The organism is Micromonospora sp. M71_S20 (assembly GCF_003664255.1).
Classification (GTDB): domain Bacteria; phylum Actinomycetota; class Actinomycetes; order Mycobacteriales; family Micromonosporaceae; genus Micromonospora.
The window spans coordinates 615189-633590 of record NZ_RCCV01000004.1; the positions used below are offsets into that span (position 1 = coordinate 615189).

The 18402-nt window shown below is 73.0% G+C and carries 13 protein-coding genes; 12 read left to right on the forward strand and 1 reads right to left on the reverse strand.

What is annotated here, in order from left to right:
- Positions 1-61: 61 nt before the first annotated feature.
- The 7 genes from DER29_RS31745 (at position 62) to DER29_RS31770 (ending at position 11182) form a co-directional block, all read left to right on the forward strand.
- Positions 62-3202, forward strand: coding sequence for a type 2 lanthipeptide synthetase LanM family protein (locus tag DER29_RS31745; protein ID WP_148710158.1), 3141 nt, complete (start codon positions 62-64; stop codon positions 3200-3202).
- Between the two features lie 53 nt (positions 3203-3255).
- Complete coding sequence (locus DER29_RS34020) at positions 3256-3462, forward strand: hypothetical protein (protein WP_148710159.1); 207 nt, start codon at positions 3256-3258, stop codon at positions 3460-3462.
- A 101-nt stretch (positions 3463-3563) separates the two neighbouring features.
- Positions 3564-6503 carry a LuxR family transcriptional regulator gene (locus DER29_RS36140; RefSeq protein ID WP_121401295.1) on the forward strand — a complete coding sequence of 980 codons (2940 nt, stop codon included), beginning with the start codon at positions 3564-3566 and terminating at the stop codon, positions 6501-6503.
- Between the two features lie 106 nt (positions 6504-6609).
- Positions 6610-7038, forward strand: a complete 429-nt coding sequence (locus DER29_RS31755; protein WP_121401296.1) for a Fur family transcriptional regulator — start codon at positions 6610-6612, stop codon at positions 7036-7038.
- A 23-nt stretch (positions 7039-7061) separates the two neighbouring features.
- Positions 7062-9338, forward strand: a complete 2277-nt coding sequence (gene katG, locus DER29_RS31760) for a catalase/peroxidase HPI (RefSeq protein ID WP_121401297.1) — start codon at positions 7062-7064, stop codon at positions 9336-9338.
- A gap of 109 nt (positions 9339-9447) precedes the next feature.
- Positions 9448-10650 carry a hypothetical protein gene (locus DER29_RS31765; RefSeq protein WP_121401298.1) on the forward strand — a complete coding sequence of 401 codons (1203 nt, stop codon included), beginning with the start codon at positions 9448-9450 and terminating at the stop codon, positions 10648-10650.
- 64 nt (positions 10651-10714) lie between these two features.
- Positions 10715-11182 (forward strand): SRPBCC family protein, encoded by a 468-nt coding sequence (locus DER29_RS31770; RefSeq protein WP_121401299.1) that lies wholly within the window; start codon positions 10715-10717, stop codon positions 11180-11182.
- Between the two features lie 134 nt (positions 11183-11316).
- On the opposite strand, the gene DER29_RS31775 is transcribed toward DER29_RS31770, so the two are convergent.
- Complete coding sequence (locus DER29_RS31775; protein WP_121401300.1) at positions 11317-11694, reverse strand: metalloregulator ArsR/SmtB family transcription factor; 378 nt, start codon at positions 11692-11694, stop codon at positions 11317-11319.
- Positions 11695-11890: 196 nt separating this feature from the next.
- Here DER29_RS31775 and DER29_RS31780 point away from each other — a divergent pair, with 196 nt between their 5' ends.
- The 5 genes from DER29_RS31780 to DER29_RS31800 all read left to right on the forward strand — a co-directional run bounded on the left by DER29_RS31780 (position 11891) and on the right by DER29_RS31800 (position 18346).
- Complete coding sequence (locus DER29_RS31780; RefSeq protein WP_121401301.1) at positions 11891-12385, forward strand: GNAT family N-acetyltransferase; 495 nt, start codon at positions 11891-11893, stop codon at positions 12383-12385.
- Between the two features lie 74 nt (positions 12386-12459).
- Positions 12460-13878, forward strand: a complete 1419-nt coding sequence (locus DER29_RS31785; protein WP_121401302.1) for an FAD-dependent oxidoreductase — start codon at positions 12460-12462, stop codon at positions 13876-13878.
- A gap of 126 nt (positions 13879-14004) precedes the next feature.
- On the forward strand, positions 14005-15405 hold the full coding sequence (locus DER29_RS31790; protein ID WP_121401303.1) for a hypothetical protein: 1401 nt from the start codon (positions 14005-14007) through the stop codon (positions 15403-15405).
- Positions 15406-15518: 113 nt separating this feature from the next.
- The gene (locus DER29_RS31795; protein WP_121401304.1) at positions 15519-16025 is read left to right on the forward strand and encodes a hypothetical protein; all 507 of its coding nucleotides are present in this window, start codon (positions 15519-15521) and stop codon (positions 16023-16025) included.
- Between the two features lie 191 nt (positions 16026-16216).
- Positions 16217-18346: a cellulase family glycosylhydrolase gene (locus DER29_RS31800; protein ID WP_233600288.1), complete on the forward strand. Its 2130-nt coding sequence runs from the start codon at positions 16217-16219 to the stop codon at positions 18344-18346.
- Positions 18347-18402: the final 56 nt, after the last annotated feature.

The window sequence follows — 18402 nt, forward strand, 5'->3', positions numbered from 1 at the left end:
CGGCGAAATATGGGTACCGGTTACCCATGTGACCCCTCCGGGGCGCCGGCACGATATCGGCGTGGACAGATCGGGGACGCGGGACACGACGGCGGTGGGCGGTGCGGGCGGCGCGTGGTGGGCGCCCGGCCTCACGCTCGCCGAACGGGTACGGGCAGCCGAGCACGGCGGGCCCGTCGCCGCCGACGCCGTCTCCGAGCACGCCGTGCGGCGGCTGCGGGACTGGCGTTCGGCGTACGAGCTGGGGACGACGGGTCAGTTCGCGCACCGCCTGGCGGCCCTGAGGATCACCGAGCGGCAGTTCCTGGCCCTCCTCGACACCCCGCCGGCGGCGCTGGCGGACGGGTCGGATGCGCCCGCCTGGGCCGAGTTCACCGAGCGGGCGCTCGGCCTCGCCCCCGACGGCGCCTCCCACCCGCCCACGGGCACCCCGTGGTCCGACGCGTTCGCCGGCGTGCTGGCACCGTTCGTCACCGCCGCCTGCGCCGACCTGCGGCAGCGGGTACGGGCTCCCGGGACGTCCACGGTGGTGGACCTCGCCGCGGTGTACGCCGGGTTCGCCGACGCGCTCCGCAGGAGGCTGGTCGCGATGGCCTCGCGTACCTTCGTCCTGGAACTCAACGCCGCCCGCGCCGCCGGCCGGCTGGTGGGTCCCACGCCCGAGCACCGGTTCGCGGCCTTCGTGGCCGACCTCGCCCAGCGCGGGCGGCTGACCCGGGTGATGACGGACTACCCCGTGCTGGCGCGGATCCTGGCGACCGCCTGCCGGCACGCCGTCGAGGCGACGGCCGAGTTGCTCGACCGGTTCGTCGCGGACCGGGCGGAGATCCTCCGGCGGTTGTTCCCCGGCCGGGATCCGGGACCGCTGGCCGGAGTCGACGTGGCGGGGGACTCGCACGGGCACGGGCGGGCCGTGGCGCTCCTGCGCTTCGCCTCGGGCGCCCGGGTGGTCTACCGGCCACGCTCGGTCGCCGTCCACGTGCACTTCAACGAGGTCCTGGACTGGCTCAACGGGTTGCTGCCGGAGCTGGAGCTGCGCACGTTGACGGTGCTCGCCCGCGACGGCTACGGGTGGATCGAGGTCGTCGACCGTGCCGCCTGCTCCGACGCCGTCGAGGTGGGCGCGTTCTACCGCCGGCAGGGGGTGCTGCTCGCGCTGCTCTATCTGCTGGGCATGACGGACATCCACCACGAGAACCTGATCGCCTGCGCCGACCAGCCCGTCCTCGTCGACGTCGAGACGCTGCTGCACCCCGACCTGCCCGTACCGACCGCCGCGCCCGACCCCGCCGCCCGGGCGCTGCGGACATCGGTGTACCGCACCGCCCTGCTGCCGCAGCCGCTCATCGGCGAGCGCGGCCTGCTGGACATCTCCGGCCTCGGTGGCGACCCCGGCGCGCAACAGCTCCGGGAGGCCGTCGAGTGGGCCGCGGCCGGCACCGACACGATGCACCTGGTACGTGGTGCCGCGCCCGTGCGGGCGGCCGAGAACCGCCCGACGCTGCACGGCGTCCCGGCCGATGCCGCCGAGTACACGGGCGAGCTGCTCGCCGGCTTCCGTGCCGGTTACCGCGCCATCGCCCGGTGCGCCGGCGACCTGACCGGCCCGGACGGCCTGCTCCGGCGGTTCGCCGCCGACGAGTTGCGGGTCATCGCCCGGTCGACGCGGACCTACACCGTGCTGCTGAGCGAGTCCACCCATCCCGACGTGCTGCGCGACGCGCTCGACCGTGATCAGATCTTCGACCTGCTCTGGGCGGCCTCGGTGGACGACCCGGTGCGGAACCGCCTGGTGTCCCGCGAGATCGAACAGCTCTGGGACGGCGACGTCCCCCTGTTCACCTGCCGCCCGGAGGACCGCGACCTGACCGGTGGCGACGGCGTCGGATTCGTCGACGTGCTCGACGAGCCGGTGCTGGCGACCACGCTGCGCAAGATCGCCGCGATGGGCGCCGTCGACCAGCGCGACCAGGAGTGGATCGTCCAGGCCGCGCTCGCCGGCCGGCTCGGCGGGGCACGCCACGAGTGCGCCGAGCCGGTGCCCGTCCGGTGGGAGGCCACGGCACCGGACCCGGGCAGGCTGCTCACGGTCGCCTGCGGCATCGCCGACAAGATCATCGCGGACGCGTACGACGACGGCGTGTTCGCCAACTGGCTCGGCCTCGAACCGGTGGACGGCGGGCACAGCACGATCATGCCGCTGGGCGCGGGGCTGGGTAACGGATACCCGGGCACCGCCCTCTTCCTGGCCGAACTGGCCCGGCTCACGGACGTCGACCGTTACGCCGAGGCCGCCAACCGGGCGGTGCGCCAGCTCCCCGTGCTGCTCACCGCGATGGAGGCCCGGCCGCACCTGGCGAGCACGGTCGGCAGCGGCGGGTTCACCGGCCTCGGGGGCATCGCCTACGCGGCGGCCCGGCTCGCCGACCTGCTCCAGGACGACGCGCTCGGCGACTCCGTCGAGCCGGCGGTACGCCTCGCGGCGATCGCCGCCGCGACGGAACCCCAGCTGGGCGTGCTCGACGGGCTCGCCGGCTGCCTCGCCGCGATGCTCGCCGTCAGCGAGCTGACCGGCCTGCCGCTCGCCGCCGAGACGGCCCGTGACTGCGCCAAGCGGCTGCTGGCGGCCGCTCCGTCGCTGCCCGCACAGCCCGGCTTCGCCACCGGTACGGCCGGGATCGGCTGGGCCCTGCTGCGGTTCGCGCAGGCGGAAGGCGACGAACGGTACGCCGAGGCCGGAAGCGAGATGCTGGCCCGTGCCGCCACCGGCCCCTTCCCGGACCTGTCGGCGCACTCGTGGTGCCACGGCGTCCCCGGAATCGCGGTCGCCATCGCCGACCAGGGCCGGCTGCTGGCGGACCCCGCGCTGGCCGCCTTCGTGGACCGCGCGGCGACCGCCGTGTCGAGATCGGGGCTGGTCGGCGACCACAGCCTCTGCCACGGGGAGCTGGGCAGGCAGGAGATGCTGTCGGTCGCCGCCGCACGCGGTCGGCGGGCCGCCGTCAGCGTTCGCTCCGACCAGGCCGGGCAACTGGTCGCCGCGCTGGACCAGGCCGGCCCGAGGTGCGGTGCCGCCGGCGGCGTGAGTGTCCCCGGCCTGCTGGACGGCCTGGCCGGGATCGGCCACGGACTGCTCCGTATCGGCTTCGCCGATCATGTGCCCTCGGCACTGCTGCTGCATGCCGAGCCGACGACATCCTGACGCGGTGTCGAGAACCAGATAAGGGGGAAGATATGCGGAACAAGGGGGAAGACATGCGGAACGACCTGACTGTTCCTCGACCGGCGGGGGCGGTGGAGGAACCGGGGTCGGCCGACACGCACCCGGCGGGCGAGATCAAACTCAGCTTCCTGTGGCACGTCGGGAGGCGGACGGGCATCCTGACCGGCCTGATGATCGCCGCGCCCGCCATCGCGGCCATCATCGACACCGGCGGTACGGGCGGTCACTCGTCGGAGTGAGCCCCCGCCGGGGAGCGGCGCCTTCCCGTGTCGTGTCATCGACAGCGGGTGCCCCGTGTTCGACGCGGTAATGCGGGTGCCGCTCACGTTAGCCTGCGGGCATGCGTTTCTCCTCGCCGGTGGTGATCGGACGTGATGCCGAACTCCGCACCGTCAACGCTCGACTGACGGCCACGCGGGCCTCGTCCGGCGGCACGATCTTCCTGATCGGCGAGGCGGGGATCGGCAAGACCCGGCTCGCGGAACACTGCGCGCACGCGGCGGCGGAGGCCGGTATGGAGCTGCTACGGGGCCGTAGCAGCTCCACCGGCCCCATCGTCCCGTTCCGCCCGCTGACCGAGGCGATCTTCTCGCTGTCGCGCACGGGCCGGCTGCCGGACAACACCGAGCTGGCGCCCTACCGGCCGGCCCTCGCCCGGCTCGTGCCCGAATGGCGGGACCCCGCGGTGCCGGAACGGGTGGCCTCGATCGTCGAACTCGCCGAGGCCGTCCTGCGGCTCGTCACCGCCGTGGCCGGGGGCCGGGGCTGCGTCCTCATCCTCGAGGACATCCACGACGCCGACGCCGAGACCCACGCCGTCGTGGAGTATCTGGTCGACAACCTCGCCGACCTGCCCATCCTGATGGTGGCCACCATGCGCCCGGGCAGCGGCCCCGCGACGGAGCTGGCCTGGGCCGCGGCCGTGCGGCGGTCCGCGACCGTCGTCGAACTGCGCCCCCTGTCCGATCAGGAGGTCCACGAACTCGCCTCCGCCTGCCTCGACACCGAAACCCTGCCCGCCGAACTGACCGACCGGCTGGTACGCGACAGCGAAGGAAACCCGTTCGTCGCCGAGGAACTCCTCAACAGCATGATCGGCGCACGCGCACTGGTCCGCGACGGCGACGGCTGGCGGTTCAGCGACGACCCGGCCATCGCGTTGCCGAACACCGTCACGCTCAGCGTGACACGCCGGCTGGCCAGCCTCGATCCGCAGGCGCGGACGTTGCTGCACACCGCCGCGGTGCTGGGCCGTCGCTTCCCCGTGGCCGCGGTCCGGGCGGCGACCGGTCTCGCGGAGCGGGCCATGCTGAGCCACCTGCGTTCCGGGGTGGACGTCGAGGTCATCATGCCCGACCGGTCGACCCCCGACTGGTACTCCTTCCGCCACGCGTTGACCGCCGACGCGATCCTGGCCACGCTCACCCCCGCCGAACGGTCCGCGCTGGCCAAACGCGCCGCCGACGCGCTGGAGTCGGCGTACGCCGGGCTGCCCGGACACTGGTGCCAGCTTGCGGCCGAACTCAGGCAGACCGCCGGCGACAACCACGCCGCGGGCCTGTTGTTCGCGGAGGCGGGCCGGCGGGCCCTCGGCGACGGCGCGACCACCTCGGCCGTCACCCTGCTCGACCGGGCGTACGAGCTGATGTCCGACCCGCCCGACCCCGAGGCACGCGCCGGCATCCTCGAGTCGCTGCTCAACGCCCTGGCCGAAGCCGGCCACGCGAGCCGGGCGTTTGCCCTGGTCGACGACGCGACCTGGGTGAACGCCGTGACCCTCGGCGTCGAGCAGCACGTCAGCATCCGGACCCGGCTCGCCTGGGTCGCGGTCACGACCGGGCGGTGGTCCGACGGCGCGTCCCAGGTGCGCATCGCCCGGGCGATCCTCGGCAGCAACCCGCCGCCGGGGCCGGCGGCCCGGGTGGACGTGGTCGAGGCGCACCTGATCTTCGGTGACGGCGACGGCTGCGGCCGGACCACGCAGGCCGAGCAGCTCGTGCTCCAGGCCCTGGCGGTCGCCGAGCGGGTGCCGATGGCGGAGACGGCGTGCCAGGCACTGCAACTCCTGGCCATGATCGCCCGCAGCCGGAGCTTTGACGAGGCGGAGTCCTACCTGACCAGGATGCTGGCGATGGCCGAGGAACACCGCCTGCCCCTGTGGCGCATCAACGCGCTGTTCCGGCTCGGGGTCAACCAGAGCATGCGGACCGGTGAGCAGACGCTGCTGCGCCAGGCGGAGCAGGCCGCGCAGCTGTCGGGCGCCATCATGCTCGGGCAGAGCATCGAGGGCGTGTACGCGATCCGTGCCGTCATGCAGGGCGACTACGCGACAGGTGACGAACTCGCCGCCCGGTGCGCCGCGGCGACCGCCCGGCTGCGCAACATCGACGACCAGCAGTTCGCGCTGGTGACGGCCGCCGCCTCCGCCGCCCACCGGGGACGACGGCGACTGATGGAGCAGCGGCTCGAGGAGTTCCGGGCGGTCGGTGGGGGAGAGTCCGGGCACGTGCCCCTCGCCTACGGCTTCTGCGAAGCCGTCTGCGCGCTGCTGGAGGAGCACCGGCCGGCGGCGATCCGGGCCCTCGACCTGGCCCGGGCGTGGGAGGACGACCACCCGAACACCTACTACATGACGGGTCGCTTCGGACTGCGGCCACTGCTCGACGCGCTGGCCGGGTCGCTGGACCGCACCGGCATGGAGGCGGTGGCGCTGGCGCCGGGTGCGAGCCTGCGCTGGAACCGGCAGTTCCTGCACCTGGCGAAGGCGGTGGTGTACGGGCGCGCGGGGCAGCGCGAGCGGGCCGCCGCGGAGGTCGCGCTGGCCCTGGAGGCCGCGGCGCCGTACCGCATGTCCTACCACCTGGGGTTGCGTCTGGTCGCCGAGGCCGCGCTCGCCGACGGGTGGGGCGAGCCCGTCGCCTGGCTGCGGGCGGCGGAGGATCACTTCCACAACGTCGACGCGCCGGTGATCGCCGGCGCCTGCCGGGGCCTGCTCCGTCAGGCCGGCGCATCGCTCGGGCAACGGCGCTCGGGTCACGACCGCATCCCGGCCCGGCTGCGCGCCGTCGGGGTGACCGTCCGCGAGCACGAGGTGCTCGTGCTGCTCGCGAAGGGCCACGACAACCAGGACCTGGCCTCGCTGTTGCACCTCTCGCCGCGTACGGTCGAGAAGCACGTCGCCAGCCTGCTGCTCAAGACCGGGCACGCGAACCGGAGGGCGCTGCGCGACAGCGTGGACGAGCTGCTGCGGTCCGACAGCCGATCCGGAAGCCGTCGGTGATCGACCTCGGACCCACGGTCGGGCGGCCGGGGGCCGCGTCGGAGGTGCGCGGGTCGAACCCGGGAAAAACTTGATCCGTTCCAAAATACTGGACTATGTTCATCACGTGACGCCCGACTTCGAGACCCAGCTGCGGGCGGTCTCGTTGCGCGTGACGCGGCCCCGGTTGGCGGTGCTCAGAGCGCTGCGCGACCATCCGCACGTCGACACCGACACGGTGATCGCCCTGGTGCGGGCGGAGCAGCCCACGGTCTCCCACCAGGCGGTGTACGACGTGCTGCGGGCGCTCACCGACGCCGGTCTGGTGCGGCGCATCCAGCCCGCCGGGGCGACCGCCCGCTACGAGTCCCGGGTGGGCGACAACCACCACCATGTCGTGTGCCGCTCCTGCGGCGCGATCGCCGACGTCGAGTGCGCCGTCGGCCATGCCCCTTGTCTCACCGCCTCCGACGACCGCGGCTTCGCGGTCGACGAGGCGGAGGTCGTCTACTGGGGCACCTGCCCCGACTGCGCGACCGAACGCACCGTTCAGTGATCCGCCAGTTCGGAAGGAAGCACATGAGCGACACCCAGGACAACGGCCCCGTCAGCGCGCAGGGCGTGGACAAGAAGGAGGCGGCCGGCTGCCCGGTCGCGCACGACTCCGTGACCGCGCACGGCAGCGAGAGCGAGAACCCGGCGATCGACTCGCCGACGCCGAAGACCGGAGGCCGTCCGCGCACCAACCGGGACTGGTGGCCCAACCAGCTCGACCTGTCGGTGCTGCACGCCCACTCGTCCAAGGGCAACCCGCTGGGGGCGGACTTCAGCTACGCCAGGGAGTTCGCCAAGCTCGACGTCGAGGCCCTCAAGCGCGACATCGTCGAGGTCCTCACCACCTCGCAGGACTGGTGGCCGGCCGACTTCGGCCACTACGGCGGCCTGATGATCCGGATGAGCTGGCACGCCGCGGGCACCTACCGCATCGAGGACGGTCGCGGCGGTGCCGGCGACGGCGGGCAGCGGTTCGCCCCGCTCAACAGCTGGCCGGACAACGCCAACCTCGACAAGGCCCGCCGGCTGCTGTGGCCGGTCAAGCAGAAGTACGGCCAGAAGATCTCGTGGGCCGACCTGCTCGTGCTCGCCGGCAACGTCGCCCTGGAGTCGATGGGCTTCAAGACCTTCGGCTTCGCCTTCGGCCGGGAGGACGTCTGGGAGCCCGAGGAGATCTTCTGGGGTCCGGAGGACACCTGGCTCGGCGACGAGCGCTACGCCTCCGAGAAGGAGATGGCGGCCGGCGTCGGGGCAACCGAGATGGGTCTCATCTACGTCAACCCGGAGGGCCCCCGCGGCAACGCGGACCCGGCCGCGGCGGCGCATTTCATCCGCGAGACCTTCGCCCGGATGGCGATGAACGACGAGGAGACCGTCGCCCTCATCGCCGGCGGCCACACCTTCGGCAAGACCCACGGCGCCGGCGTCGCCGACGACCACGTGGGCCCCGAGCCCGAGGCCGCTCCGCTGGAGGCGCAGGGCCTCGGCTGGCTGAGCACCCACGGCAGCGGCAAGGGCGGGGACACGATCACCAGCGGTCTCGAGGTGACGTGGACCGACGTGCCGACGCAGTGGAGCAACCGGTTCTTCGAGATCCTCTTCGGCTACGAGTGGGAGCTCACCACGAGCCCCGGCGGCGCGAAGCAGTGGGTCGCCAAGGACGCCGAGGCGATCATCCCGGACGCCCACGACCCGTCGAAGAAGCACAAGCCGACGATGCTCACCACCGACCTGTCGCTGCGCGTCGACCCGGCGTACGAGAAGATCTCGCGCCGCTTCCTGGAGCACCCCGACGAGTTCGCGCTGGCGTTCGCCAAGGCCTGGTACAAGCTGCTGCACCGCGACATGGGCCCGGTCAGCCGCTTCCTCGGGCCCTGGGTCCCCGAGCCCCAGCTGTGGCAGGACCCGGTGCCGGCCGTCGACCACGAGCTCGTGGGTGACGCCGACGTCGCCGCCCTCAAGGCGAAGGTCCTCCAGGCCGGCCTCACGACCGCCCAGCTGGTCTCCACCGCCTGGGCCTCGGCCGCCAGCTACCGGTCCACCGACAAGCGCGGCGGCGCCAACGGCGCGCGGATCCGTCTCGAGCCGCAGCGCAGCTGGGAGGTCAACGAGCCCGAGCAGCTCGCGACGGTCCTGGAGGCCCTCGAGGGCATCCGGCGGGAGTTCAACTCCGCCGGCGGCGCGAAGATCTCGCTCGCGGACCTGATCGTGCTGGCCGGCTCGGCCGCCGTCGAGAAGGCGGCGCGCGACGCCGGCGTCGAGGTCACCGTGCCGTTCCACCCCGGCCGCACCGACGCCACCCAGGAGCAGACCGACGTCGAGTCCTTCCGGGTCCTCGAGCCGCGCGCCGACGGGTTCCGCAACTACCTGCGTCCCGGTGAGAAGACCCAGCCGGAGGTGCTGCTCCTCGACCGTGCCTACATGCTCAACCTGACCGCGCCCGAGATGACCGTCCTCGTCGGCGGCCTGCGCTCCCTCGAGGCGAACGTCGGCGGCACGCGGCACGGCGTCCTCACCGACCGGCCCGGCGTGCTCACCAACGACTTCTTCACCAACCTGCTCTCCCCGGGCACCCGGTGGAAGGCGTCGGAGTCCGACGAGCACGTGTACGAGATCCGGGACCTGGCCACCGACGAGGTGAAGTGGACCGCCACCGCGGTCGACCTCATCTTCGGCTCCAACTCCCAGCTGCGGGCCCTCGCCGAGGTCTACGCCAGCCAGGACGCGCGCGAGAAGTTCGTCGCCGACTTCGTCTCGGCCTGGACCAAGGTCATGGAACTCGACCGGTTCGACCTCGCCTGACGAAACTCCGGACGGCGAGCCCCCGGTCGATCGCTGGTCGATCGACCGGGGGCTCGTCCGCCCGTGCGGCGGATTCGCTCACCGGTCCGGTGGCTCCTAGCATCACGGGGTGCGTGTGAAGTCGCTTGCCGCCCTGCTCGTCCTGACTGTCGCCGGGGCGGGCCTGCCCGCCTGCGGGGACTCCGCCCCCGACGGCGACCCGCCGCCGGCCCCGGCCGCCGCGCCGACGTCGGCCGGCGGGGTCGGGGCGCCCGGCCGCGGGGTCCCGGCGGCCCGTTCCGGCCTCGGCGGGCCCGGGGCGAGCGCCAGCCCGAAGCCCTCGACGAAGGCCGGGGCGCTGAAGGCCGGCAACCCGAACGGCGGCGCGGCCGTGCCGGCCGAGGCGCAGGCCGTCGACACGTCGAAGCCGACCCGGACGATCGGCAGCGGTACCGCTGCCAGCTGCACCTCGGCCGCGGTGGTCAAGGCGGTCGCGGCCGGCGGCGTCATCACGTTCGACTGCGGGTCGGAACCGGTGACGATCAAGATGACGGCGACGGCCAAGGTCCGCAACGCCAACGGGCCCAGGGTCGTGCTGGACGGCGGCGGCAGGGTCACCCTCAGCGGTGCGGGACGGCGGCGGATCCTCTACATGAACACCTGCGACGGCGCGCAGGGCTGGACCACCTCGCACTGCCAGAACCAGGACCACCCGCAGCTCACCGTGCAGAACCTGACCTTCGCCGACGGCAACTCCACCGGCGAGCGGGCCGAGGGTGGCGGCGGCGGGGCCATCTTCGTCCGGGGCGGCCGGTTCAAGGTGGTCAACTCGCGCTTCGTCCGCAACCGCTGCGACCGGACCGGCCCCGACCTGGGCGGCGCGGCCATCCGGGTACTCAGCCAGTACGAGAACAAGCCGGTGTACGTCGTGGGCAGCACGTTCGACGGCGGCGTCTGCGCCAACGGCGGCGCGTTGAGCAGCATCGGCGTCAGCTGGGTGGTGCTCAACAGCGTCCTGCGCGACAACCGGGCGGTCGGCACCGGGGCCAACCCGGCCAGGGCCGGCACGCCGGGCGGCGGCAGCGGCGGGGCGATCTACTGCGACGGCAACGGGTTCACCGTCCGGATCGCCGGCACGATCATCGAGGGCAACAGGGCGAACGAGGGCGGCGGGGCCGTCTTCTTCGTCAGCAACGACCGCACCGGCACCATGCGGATCGAGAACTCCACCCTGCGCCGCAATCCGAGCGACGGCTTCGAGACGCGCGGCTACCCCGGCATCTTCTTCCTCGGCGCCCGCAATCCCACGGTGACCGGCTCCAAGCTCAGCTGACCCCACCGCCCCGGTGCGGGCGACGGGGACGGGCCGGACGGAACCTCGGTCCTAGGATCGGGTCATGGGAAGGACCGACCGCGCCAGCCGGGTGATCGCGGCACCACCGGCGACCGTCTACGGCGCCCTGCTCGACCGGGAGTCGCTTGAGGCATGGCTGCCGCCGGACGGCATGCGCGGGCGGGTCGAGCGATGGGATCCCCGGCCCGGTGGCGGGTTCCGGATGGTGCTGACCTACCTCGACTCCACCGACAGCCCCGGCAAGACGTCGGATGCGACGGACGTCGTCGACGTCGGGTTTGCCGTCCTGGTGCCGCCCGAGCGCGTGGTGCAGCGGGCGGTGTTCGAGGCCGACGACCCGTCGTACGCGGGAACCATGACGATGACCTGGCATCTCGCCGCCACCGGTGCGGGGACCGAGGTGACCGTCACCGCCACGGACGTGCCACCCGGCATCGACCAGGCGGACCACGAGGCCGGAATCGCCTCCTCGCTGGCCAACCTGGCGGCGTACGTCGAAGCGGCCGGCTGACGCGGATCGGCCCCGGCCCGGCCGCCGGCGAGATCCCGACCCGACCGGTCATGAGCCTGAGCCGAGGCGCCCGACGACGGGTGACCGGACCCGGGAGCCTCCCGACGCCGTCGTGCGGGAACAGCAGCCGTGGTCTACGGGGCGGGGGCCGGCTCGACGGTGAGCAGCGCGGCGAGCTGGCGCAGGATGGCCGGGCGGGCGCGGTAGTAGACCCAGGTCCCGCGCCGTTCCGCGGCCACCAGGCCGGCCTCGCGCAGCGTCTTCAGGTGGTGCGAGATCGTCGGCCCGGTGAGGTCGAAGGCGGGGGTGAGGTCGCAGACGCACACCTCGCCGCCCTCCGCGGAGGCGATCATCGACATCAGCTGCAACCGCACCGGATCCCCGAGCGCCTTGAACGCGGGAGCGAGCGCCGCGGCCGTCTCGGCCGGCACGCGGCGCTGCGCCAGGGGAGGGCAGCAGGCCGCGTCGGCGGTGAGATCCAGGAGGGCGAGCGGCGCCGCTTGCTTTGACATTCCTCTAGGTTGACATTCTTCTAATCAACGTGCAACCGTCTGCTTAGACGAACGTCAAGGCAGGGTTCGAGGAGGGGGACGTCATGCTCGGCGAGGACCGATGGTCGACGGCGGGTCGGGCGAGGGCCGGTGGGCCCGGCGAGGAACCGGGCCCCGCCCCGGCCGTCGCCGGTTCCGGTCCGCACGGAGGCTGCTGATGGCCGACACCACCGTCCGCCCGATGCGTCCGTACGACGCCGAGCGGGTGCTGGCGATCTACCAGGCCGGCCTGGACGACGGTGAGGCCAGCTTCGAGACGAGCGCGCCGACCTGGGCCGCCTTCGACGCGGCCAGGCTGCCCGAGCACCGCTTCGTGGCCGTCGACGGCGGCACCGTGGTCGGCTGGGTCGCCGTCTCGCCGACCTCGACCCGCGCCGTCTACGCAGGCGTGGTGGAGCACTCCGTCTACGTCGACCCCGGCGCGCGGGGGCGTGGCGTGGCCCGGCTCCTGCTGGACACGCTCGTCGCGTCCACGGAGGCGGCCGGCGTCTGGACCATCCAGTCCGGTGTCTTCCCGGAGAACACCGCCAGCCTCGGCCTGCACCGGCGGGCCGGCTTCCGCGTCGTCGGCGTCCGCGAACGGGTGGGTCGCCACCGGGGCCGGTGGCGCGACGTCGTCCTGATCGAGCGGCGCAGTCCCGTCATCACCTGACCGGTCCCGCCCCGGTGACGGGACCGCACTCAGCCCTTTTGATTCGACAAATGTCTACGCAGTGGAGTGGTCTGATGAAGAACCTGAACGACCTGCCCGTCGTGGTGATCGGCGCCGGACCGGTGGGCCTGGCCGCCGCCGCGCACCTGCACGAGCGCGGCATCGCCTTCACCGTCCTGGAGGCCGGCGACACCCCGGGCGCGGCGGTACGGCAGTGGGGCCACGTGCGGGTGTTCTCCCCGTGGCGGTACAACGTGGATCCCGCCGCCCGCCGGCTCCTGGCCGACGCCGGCTGGGTCGCCCCCGACCCGGAGGCACTGCCCACCGGCGCCGAACTGGTCAGCGACTACCTCCAGCCCCTGGCCGACCTGCCGGGTCTCAAGCCGCACCTGCGCCACGGCGCCCGGGTCGAGGCGATCAGCCGCCTCGGCCTGGACCGGCTGCGCACCGCCGGCCGCGAGCGGACGCCATTCCTGATCCGCCTCGCCGACGGCGAGGAGCTCCTCGCCCGTGCGGTCGTCGACGCCTCCGGCACCTGGTCCACCCCGAACGTCCTCGGCGCCTGCGGCCTGCCTGCCCGTGGCGAGGCCGACGTCGCCGCCTTCCTGGAGCACGCGTTGCCGGACGTTCTCGGCGCGGACCGGACCCGGTTCGCCGGCCGGCACACCCTCGTCGTGGGCGCCGGTCACTCCGCCGCGAACACGCTGCTGTCCCTGGCGGAGCTGGCGGGCGCCGAACCCGGCACCACGGTCACCTGGGCGATCCGCTCGGCCAGCCCCACCCGCACCTACGGCGGCGGGGACGCCGACGCCCTCCCGGCGCGCGGCGCCCTCGGCTCCCGGCTGCGCGGGCACGTCGATGCCGGCCGGATCCGGCTGCTCACCGGCTTCTCCGTGCACGCGCTCGCCCCGGCCGAGGGCCGCGTCGCGGTGGTCGTCCGGCACGCCGACGGCGGCGAGGAGTCGATCACGGTCGACCGGATCGTCGCCGCGACCGGCTTCCGGCCCGACCACTCGATCGCCTCCGAGCTGCGACTGGACCTGGACCCGGTGATGGGTGCCACCCGGGCCCTGGCCCCGCTGATCGATCCCAACGAGCACTCCTGCGGCACCGTGCCCCCGCACGGGGTCGACGAGCTGTCCCACCCGGAGACCGGCTACTACGCCGTCGGCATGAAGAGCTACGGTCGGGCGCCGACGTTCCTCATGGCCACCGGCTACGAGCAGGTCCGCTCCGTCGTCGCCGCCCTCGCCGGGGACTGGGAGGCCGCCCGCGACGTCCAGCTGGAGCTGCCCGAGACCGGGGTGTGCAACGGCAACCCCACCGAGCCCGTCGACGGCGACGGCTGCTGCGGTCCCGCTCCCGCCGTCGAGCCGGCGGGTCGTGGTCTCGCCACCGGCCTCTCCGGGGGCCTGCTGTCCACGCCGCTGCACCTGGCGACCCTCGATGCCGCGCCCGCCGGCGGTCAGACCGGTGGCTGCTGCGCCGGCTGACGCCCGACACCAGGGTGCCCGCCGCCCGCACGGTCGGCGGGCACCGCCCGACTGCGGCCGGGCGCGCTGCCCTCCGGAGAGTCTGGCGCGGTGGTATCAAGGACCGACACCGGCCGAGGAGGGGCAGTGCAGAACTTCGCCCGTACGTTCGTCGGCAACCTCGCGCTCTTCACCCTCCTCGGAGTGGCGGGGCCGATCCTGCTCGTCTGCGGCGCCCTGGGCGTCGCCGATGCCGGCGGCGGCGAACGGGGAGTCCCGCTGGCCTTCCTTCTCACCGGGTTGGTGTGCACCCTCGCGATTGCCGTCGCGGCGTTCCGCTTCACCCGGAAGCACTTCCGGGTCATCACCGACCGGGACCGGGTCTCCACGGCGTTCCACTGCGACGATCACACCTTCGTGCTGTGGACGCCCCGCGCCCGGATCCCGATCCAGGGCGGCCGGTTGGCCGTGGCCGAGGTGCGCGAGGCGACGTTCGTGTCGTACGGCGAGGACTGGGAGGCGACGTACCAGGAGTACGGGAGCGACGCCGACCCCGACGAGCCGAAGCCGCGCATCCGGCTCAGGCTGCGGGTTCACCCCGACGGCGGCGAACCGTTCGAGTCGACGCAGACGTGGCGCGTGCCGTCGCTGTGCCTGGCGGCCGTCACCGCGGGGCGACTCGCCGCCGTCGTCCATCCCGACGTCCCCGAGGAGTTCGGCATCGACTGGCCGCGCAGCGCCCTGCTGTCGGGCGTCCCGACGTGCGGGCTGCTCGGTCTCGACGGCCGGTACGCCGCGCTGACCGGACGCCCGGATCTCCTGCTGGAGCTGTGCCGGATCACCGGGACCGGGGCCGCCGGCCGGATCGCCATGGACGGCGACACGATCGACCTGCGACGTGCCGACCCCGCCGTGGCGAGGCGGCTCCAGGGCCTGGTCGAACGGGCCGCCGGCGGATGGCCGACGCCCGAGCCGGTGCCGGACGGGCGGGCCAGGTGGGTGGTCGACCTGCTGGCCGGCGAGAAGGGGGCGTTCGGCGGCGTGGACCGCCGGTGGGCACGCCGCGGCGGGCACCTGATCCGCGGCCGGTTGCTGCAACTGCGGGGCACGACGACCTTCCAGTACGCCGGCCCGGTGCTGGAGACCGTCCTGCGACTCTTCCCCGCCGACGGCACCCGCCCGATCGACGTCGGGAAGAAGTTGACCGTGCCGATGACCTACCTCGCGCTGCTGCACCGCACGAAGCAGCTCGTCGTGCGGGTCGGCCCGGACGGCCGGTCGTACGAGATCGACTGGGAGCGCAGCGCCCTCGCCGCGGGGGTGAGCCCGGCCGTGGTGGTCGGACCCGACGGCCGGCGGTTCGACCTGACCGGCCGGTTCGACGCCCTGCTGGACATCATGCGGCTGCTCGTGACCGGGCGGGTCAGTGTCCCCGGCCCCGTCCTGGATCTCCGCGACCGCCGGACGGCCACCGTGGCGGCACAGGTCATGGACGTGGTCCGGGCGGGCCCCGACCGGAGCGCGCGGCTGGGCTTTCCGGCGTCGTAGCATCGCACGCTCCCGCGCGGGTCGGGTTGGTGACCGCACGCTTGCCGTGCGTGACCGGATGGCCGAGGGTCGAACCCTGCTCACATCCGCCGCACGTGCGTCCGAGGAGTCCCATGCAGCCGTTCGACCTGACCAGTGGCGACCAGATCCTCCACCAGCCCGCGCTGGCGAACAACGTCAGCGGGATGAACCTGTCCGTACGGACCGATCTCGGCACCCGCGTGGAGGCGTGGCGGGCGGGGCCCACCGTCACCGGTGACCAGAGGTTCTTCTGCCACGGCTACTCGCTGGGCACCTTCGGGGCGCACAAGTACACCGTGTGGGGCGGCTTCCTGCCGCAGGTGCTGGCCGACGAGTACCAGACCCTCGGGCGGATCGACAACGCGCGCAACGTCGCGGCCAGGGACGTGCTGGTCTGGTGGCTGGGGGGCACGGACGCGTACCACTCCGCGGTGGTGGAGCAGCCGGCGTTCCTGCCCACCGGCGCCCTGGACCAGGCGCACACGACGGTCAGTTCGAAGACCGGCACCGGCCCGCTGTGGATCGGTGTGCTGGCCCAGGACGTGCGGCAGCAGTACCGCGCCGCGGCGTACATCGAGGTGTACCGCCGCAACCAGTGAGGCACGGCGCGGGGCGGCCGGACCTCCGGCCGTCCCGCGTCGCTGTCCCGCACTCCTTGCTCAGATAGAGGCACGCCGATTGACAAAGTTTGGAATCCAAACTTAATCTGCGGTTCGCGATCGGGTGCGGCCGCGTTCGTGGTGGCGCCTGCCGCGAGCCCGTCCCAGCGGCACCCCAGGCGAGGAGCGTCATGGCCGAGATGCGAGGCACGACGAGAAGAACCCGATGGCGGCTGAGCCTGTTCACCAGCGCCCTCACCCTGCTGTTGGTGAGCCTCGGTCTGACGTTCGCGGTGAGCGCGCACGCGGCGGCCGGCTGCCGGGTGGCGTACTCGGCCAACCAGTGGCCCGGTGGCTTCACCGCGAACGTGGCCGTGACCAACCTCGGTGACCCCATCGACGGTTGGCGGCTGACCTGGACGTTCCCCTCCGGGCAGCGGGTGACCTCGGCGTGGAACGCCAACGTCACCTCCCTCGGCGCCGACGCCACCGCGACCGACGTCGGCTACAACGCCGCGATCGGCACCAACGCCACGGTGTCCTTCGGCTTCAACGGCTCGTGGTCGGGCGCCAACACCGCCCCCACGTCGTTCGCCCTCAACGGCGTCACCTGCACCGGCGACGTCGGCCCCACCACCGCCCCGCCGACCACTCCGCCACCCACCACCCCGCCCCCCACCACGCCGCCGCCGACCACCCCGCCGCCGGTCGGCGACCCGCTGGCCTACGTGGCCGCGATGCAGCCGGGCTGGAACCTCGGCAACACGTTCGACGCGGTCGGCAGCGACGAGACGGCCTGGGGCAACCCGCGGGTCACCCAGGCGCAGCTGGACGCCATCCGAGCGCAGGGCTTCAACAGCATCCGGATCCCGGTCACCTGGAGCAACCACCACGGCCCGGCGCCGGCGTACACCGTCGACCCGGCGTGGCTGAACCGGATCAAGGAGGTCGTCGGCTGGGCCCTGGACGACGGCTTCTACGTGATGATCAACATTCACCACGACTCGTGGCAGTGGATCAATGAGATGCCGGCCGACCGGACCACTGTCCTCAACCGCTACAACGCGCTCTGGACCCAGATCGCGACCGCGTTCCGGGACGCCTCGCCGAAGCTGCACTTCGAGAGCGTCAACGAGCCGCAGTTCGCCAACAGCTCCGGGGACGCCCAGAACGCCCAGCTGCTGCACGAGCTGAACACGTCCTTCCACCGGATCGTGCGGGCCTCCGGCGGCAACAACGCCACCCGGATGCTCGTGCTGCCGACCCTGCACACCTCGTCGGAGCAGCCCCGCATCGACGAGCTGACGAGCACCTTCACCCAGCTGGGCGACCGCAACCTCATCGCCACCGTGCACTTCTACGGCTACTGGCCGTTCAGCGTGAACGTCGCCGGGGGCACCCGGTTCGACGCCACCACCCAGAAGGACCTGACCGACGCCTTCGACCGGGTGCACAACGCCTTCGTCGCCAAGGGCATCCCGGTGGTCATCGGCGAGTACGGTCTGCTCGGCTTCGACCGGCACACCGGCACGATCCAGCAGGGCGAGAAGCTCAAGTTCTTCGAGTTCCTCGGCTGGTATGCGAAGACCAGGCAGATCACCACCCAGCTCTGGGACAACGGGCAGCACTTCGACCGGCTCGGCTTCCGGTGGAAGGACCCGGAGCTGTTCGCGCAGATCAGGTCGAGCTGGACCGGCCGGTCCGGGACTGCCTCCGCCGACCAGGTGTACGTGCCGCGCACCGGCTCGATCACCGCCAGGTCGCTGACCCTGAACCCGAACGGCACCACCTTCCAGGGGCTGTACCAGGGCGGCACCCCCCTCGTGCGGGGCACCGACTACACCGTGTCGGGCAACCAGCTCACACTCACCGCGAGCGCGCTGACCCGGTTGGTCGGCAGCCGGGCGTACGGCGTGAACGCCACCCTGCACGCGCGGTTCTCCGCCGGGGTGCCGTGGCGGGTCGACGTGGTCACCTACGACCCGCCGGTGCTGTCGAACGCGACCGGGAACACCACCTCGTTCGCCGTGCCGACCCAGTTCCGGGGTGACCAGCTCGCCACCATGGAGGCGAAGTACGCCGACGGCAGCAACGCCGGCCCGCACGACTGGACGTCGTTCAAGGAGTTCGACGTTGCCTTCGCCCCCGACTACACCGGCAACCGCATCACGTTGACCGACACCTTCTTCGGCGAGGTCGACGACGGCGCCCGGGTGACGCTCACCTTCCACTTCTGGAGCGGCACGACCGTCACCTACCACGTCACGAAGTCGGGCAGCGGCGTCACGGGCGTCACCGCCGGCGCCGCCCGGGTGGGCTGACCCGACGGCGGTGTCCACCGTGCGGAACGGGCCGTGACCGTCAGCGGCGTCACGGC

What these genes read in the sequence shown, in the direction of transcription:
- DER29_RS34020 (WP_148710159.1), top strand. Translation starts at nt 3,256, where the DNA reads ATGCGGAACGACCTGACTGTTCCTCGACCGGCGGGGGCGGTGGAGGAA.
- DER29_RS36140 (WP_121401295.1), top strand. Translation starts at nt 3,564, where the DNA reads ATGCGTTTCTCCTCGCCGGTGGTGATCGGACGTGATGCCGAACTCCGC.
- katG (WP_121401297.1), top strand. Translation starts at nt 7,062, where the DNA reads ATGAGCGACACCCAGGACAACGGCCCCGTCAGCGCGCAGGGCGTGGAC.
- DER29_RS31770 (WP_121401299.1), top strand. Translation starts at nt 10,715, where the DNA reads ATGGGAAGGACCGACCGCGCCAGCCGGGTGATCGCGGCACCACCGGCG.
- DER29_RS31775 (WP_121401300.1), bottom strand. Translation starts at nt 11,694, where the DNA reads ATGTCAAAGCAAGCGGCGCCGCTCGCCCTCCTGGATCTCACCGCCGAC.
- DER29_RS31780 (WP_121401301.1), top strand. Translation starts at nt 11,891, where the DNA reads ATGGCCGACACCACCGTCCGCCCGATGCGTCCGTACGACGCCGAGCGG.
- DER29_RS31785 (WP_121401302.1), top strand. Translation starts at nt 12,460, where the DNA reads ATGAAGAACCTGAACGACCTGCCCGTCGTGGTGATCGGCGCCGGACCG.
- DER29_RS31795 (WP_121401304.1), top strand. Translation starts at nt 15,519, where the DNA reads ATGCAGCCGTTCGACCTGACCAGTGGCGACCAGATCCTCCACCAGCCC.
- DER29_RS31800 (WP_233600288.1), top strand. Translation starts at nt 16,217, where the DNA reads ATGGCCGAGATGCGAGGCACGACGAGAAGAACCCGATGGCGGCTGAGC.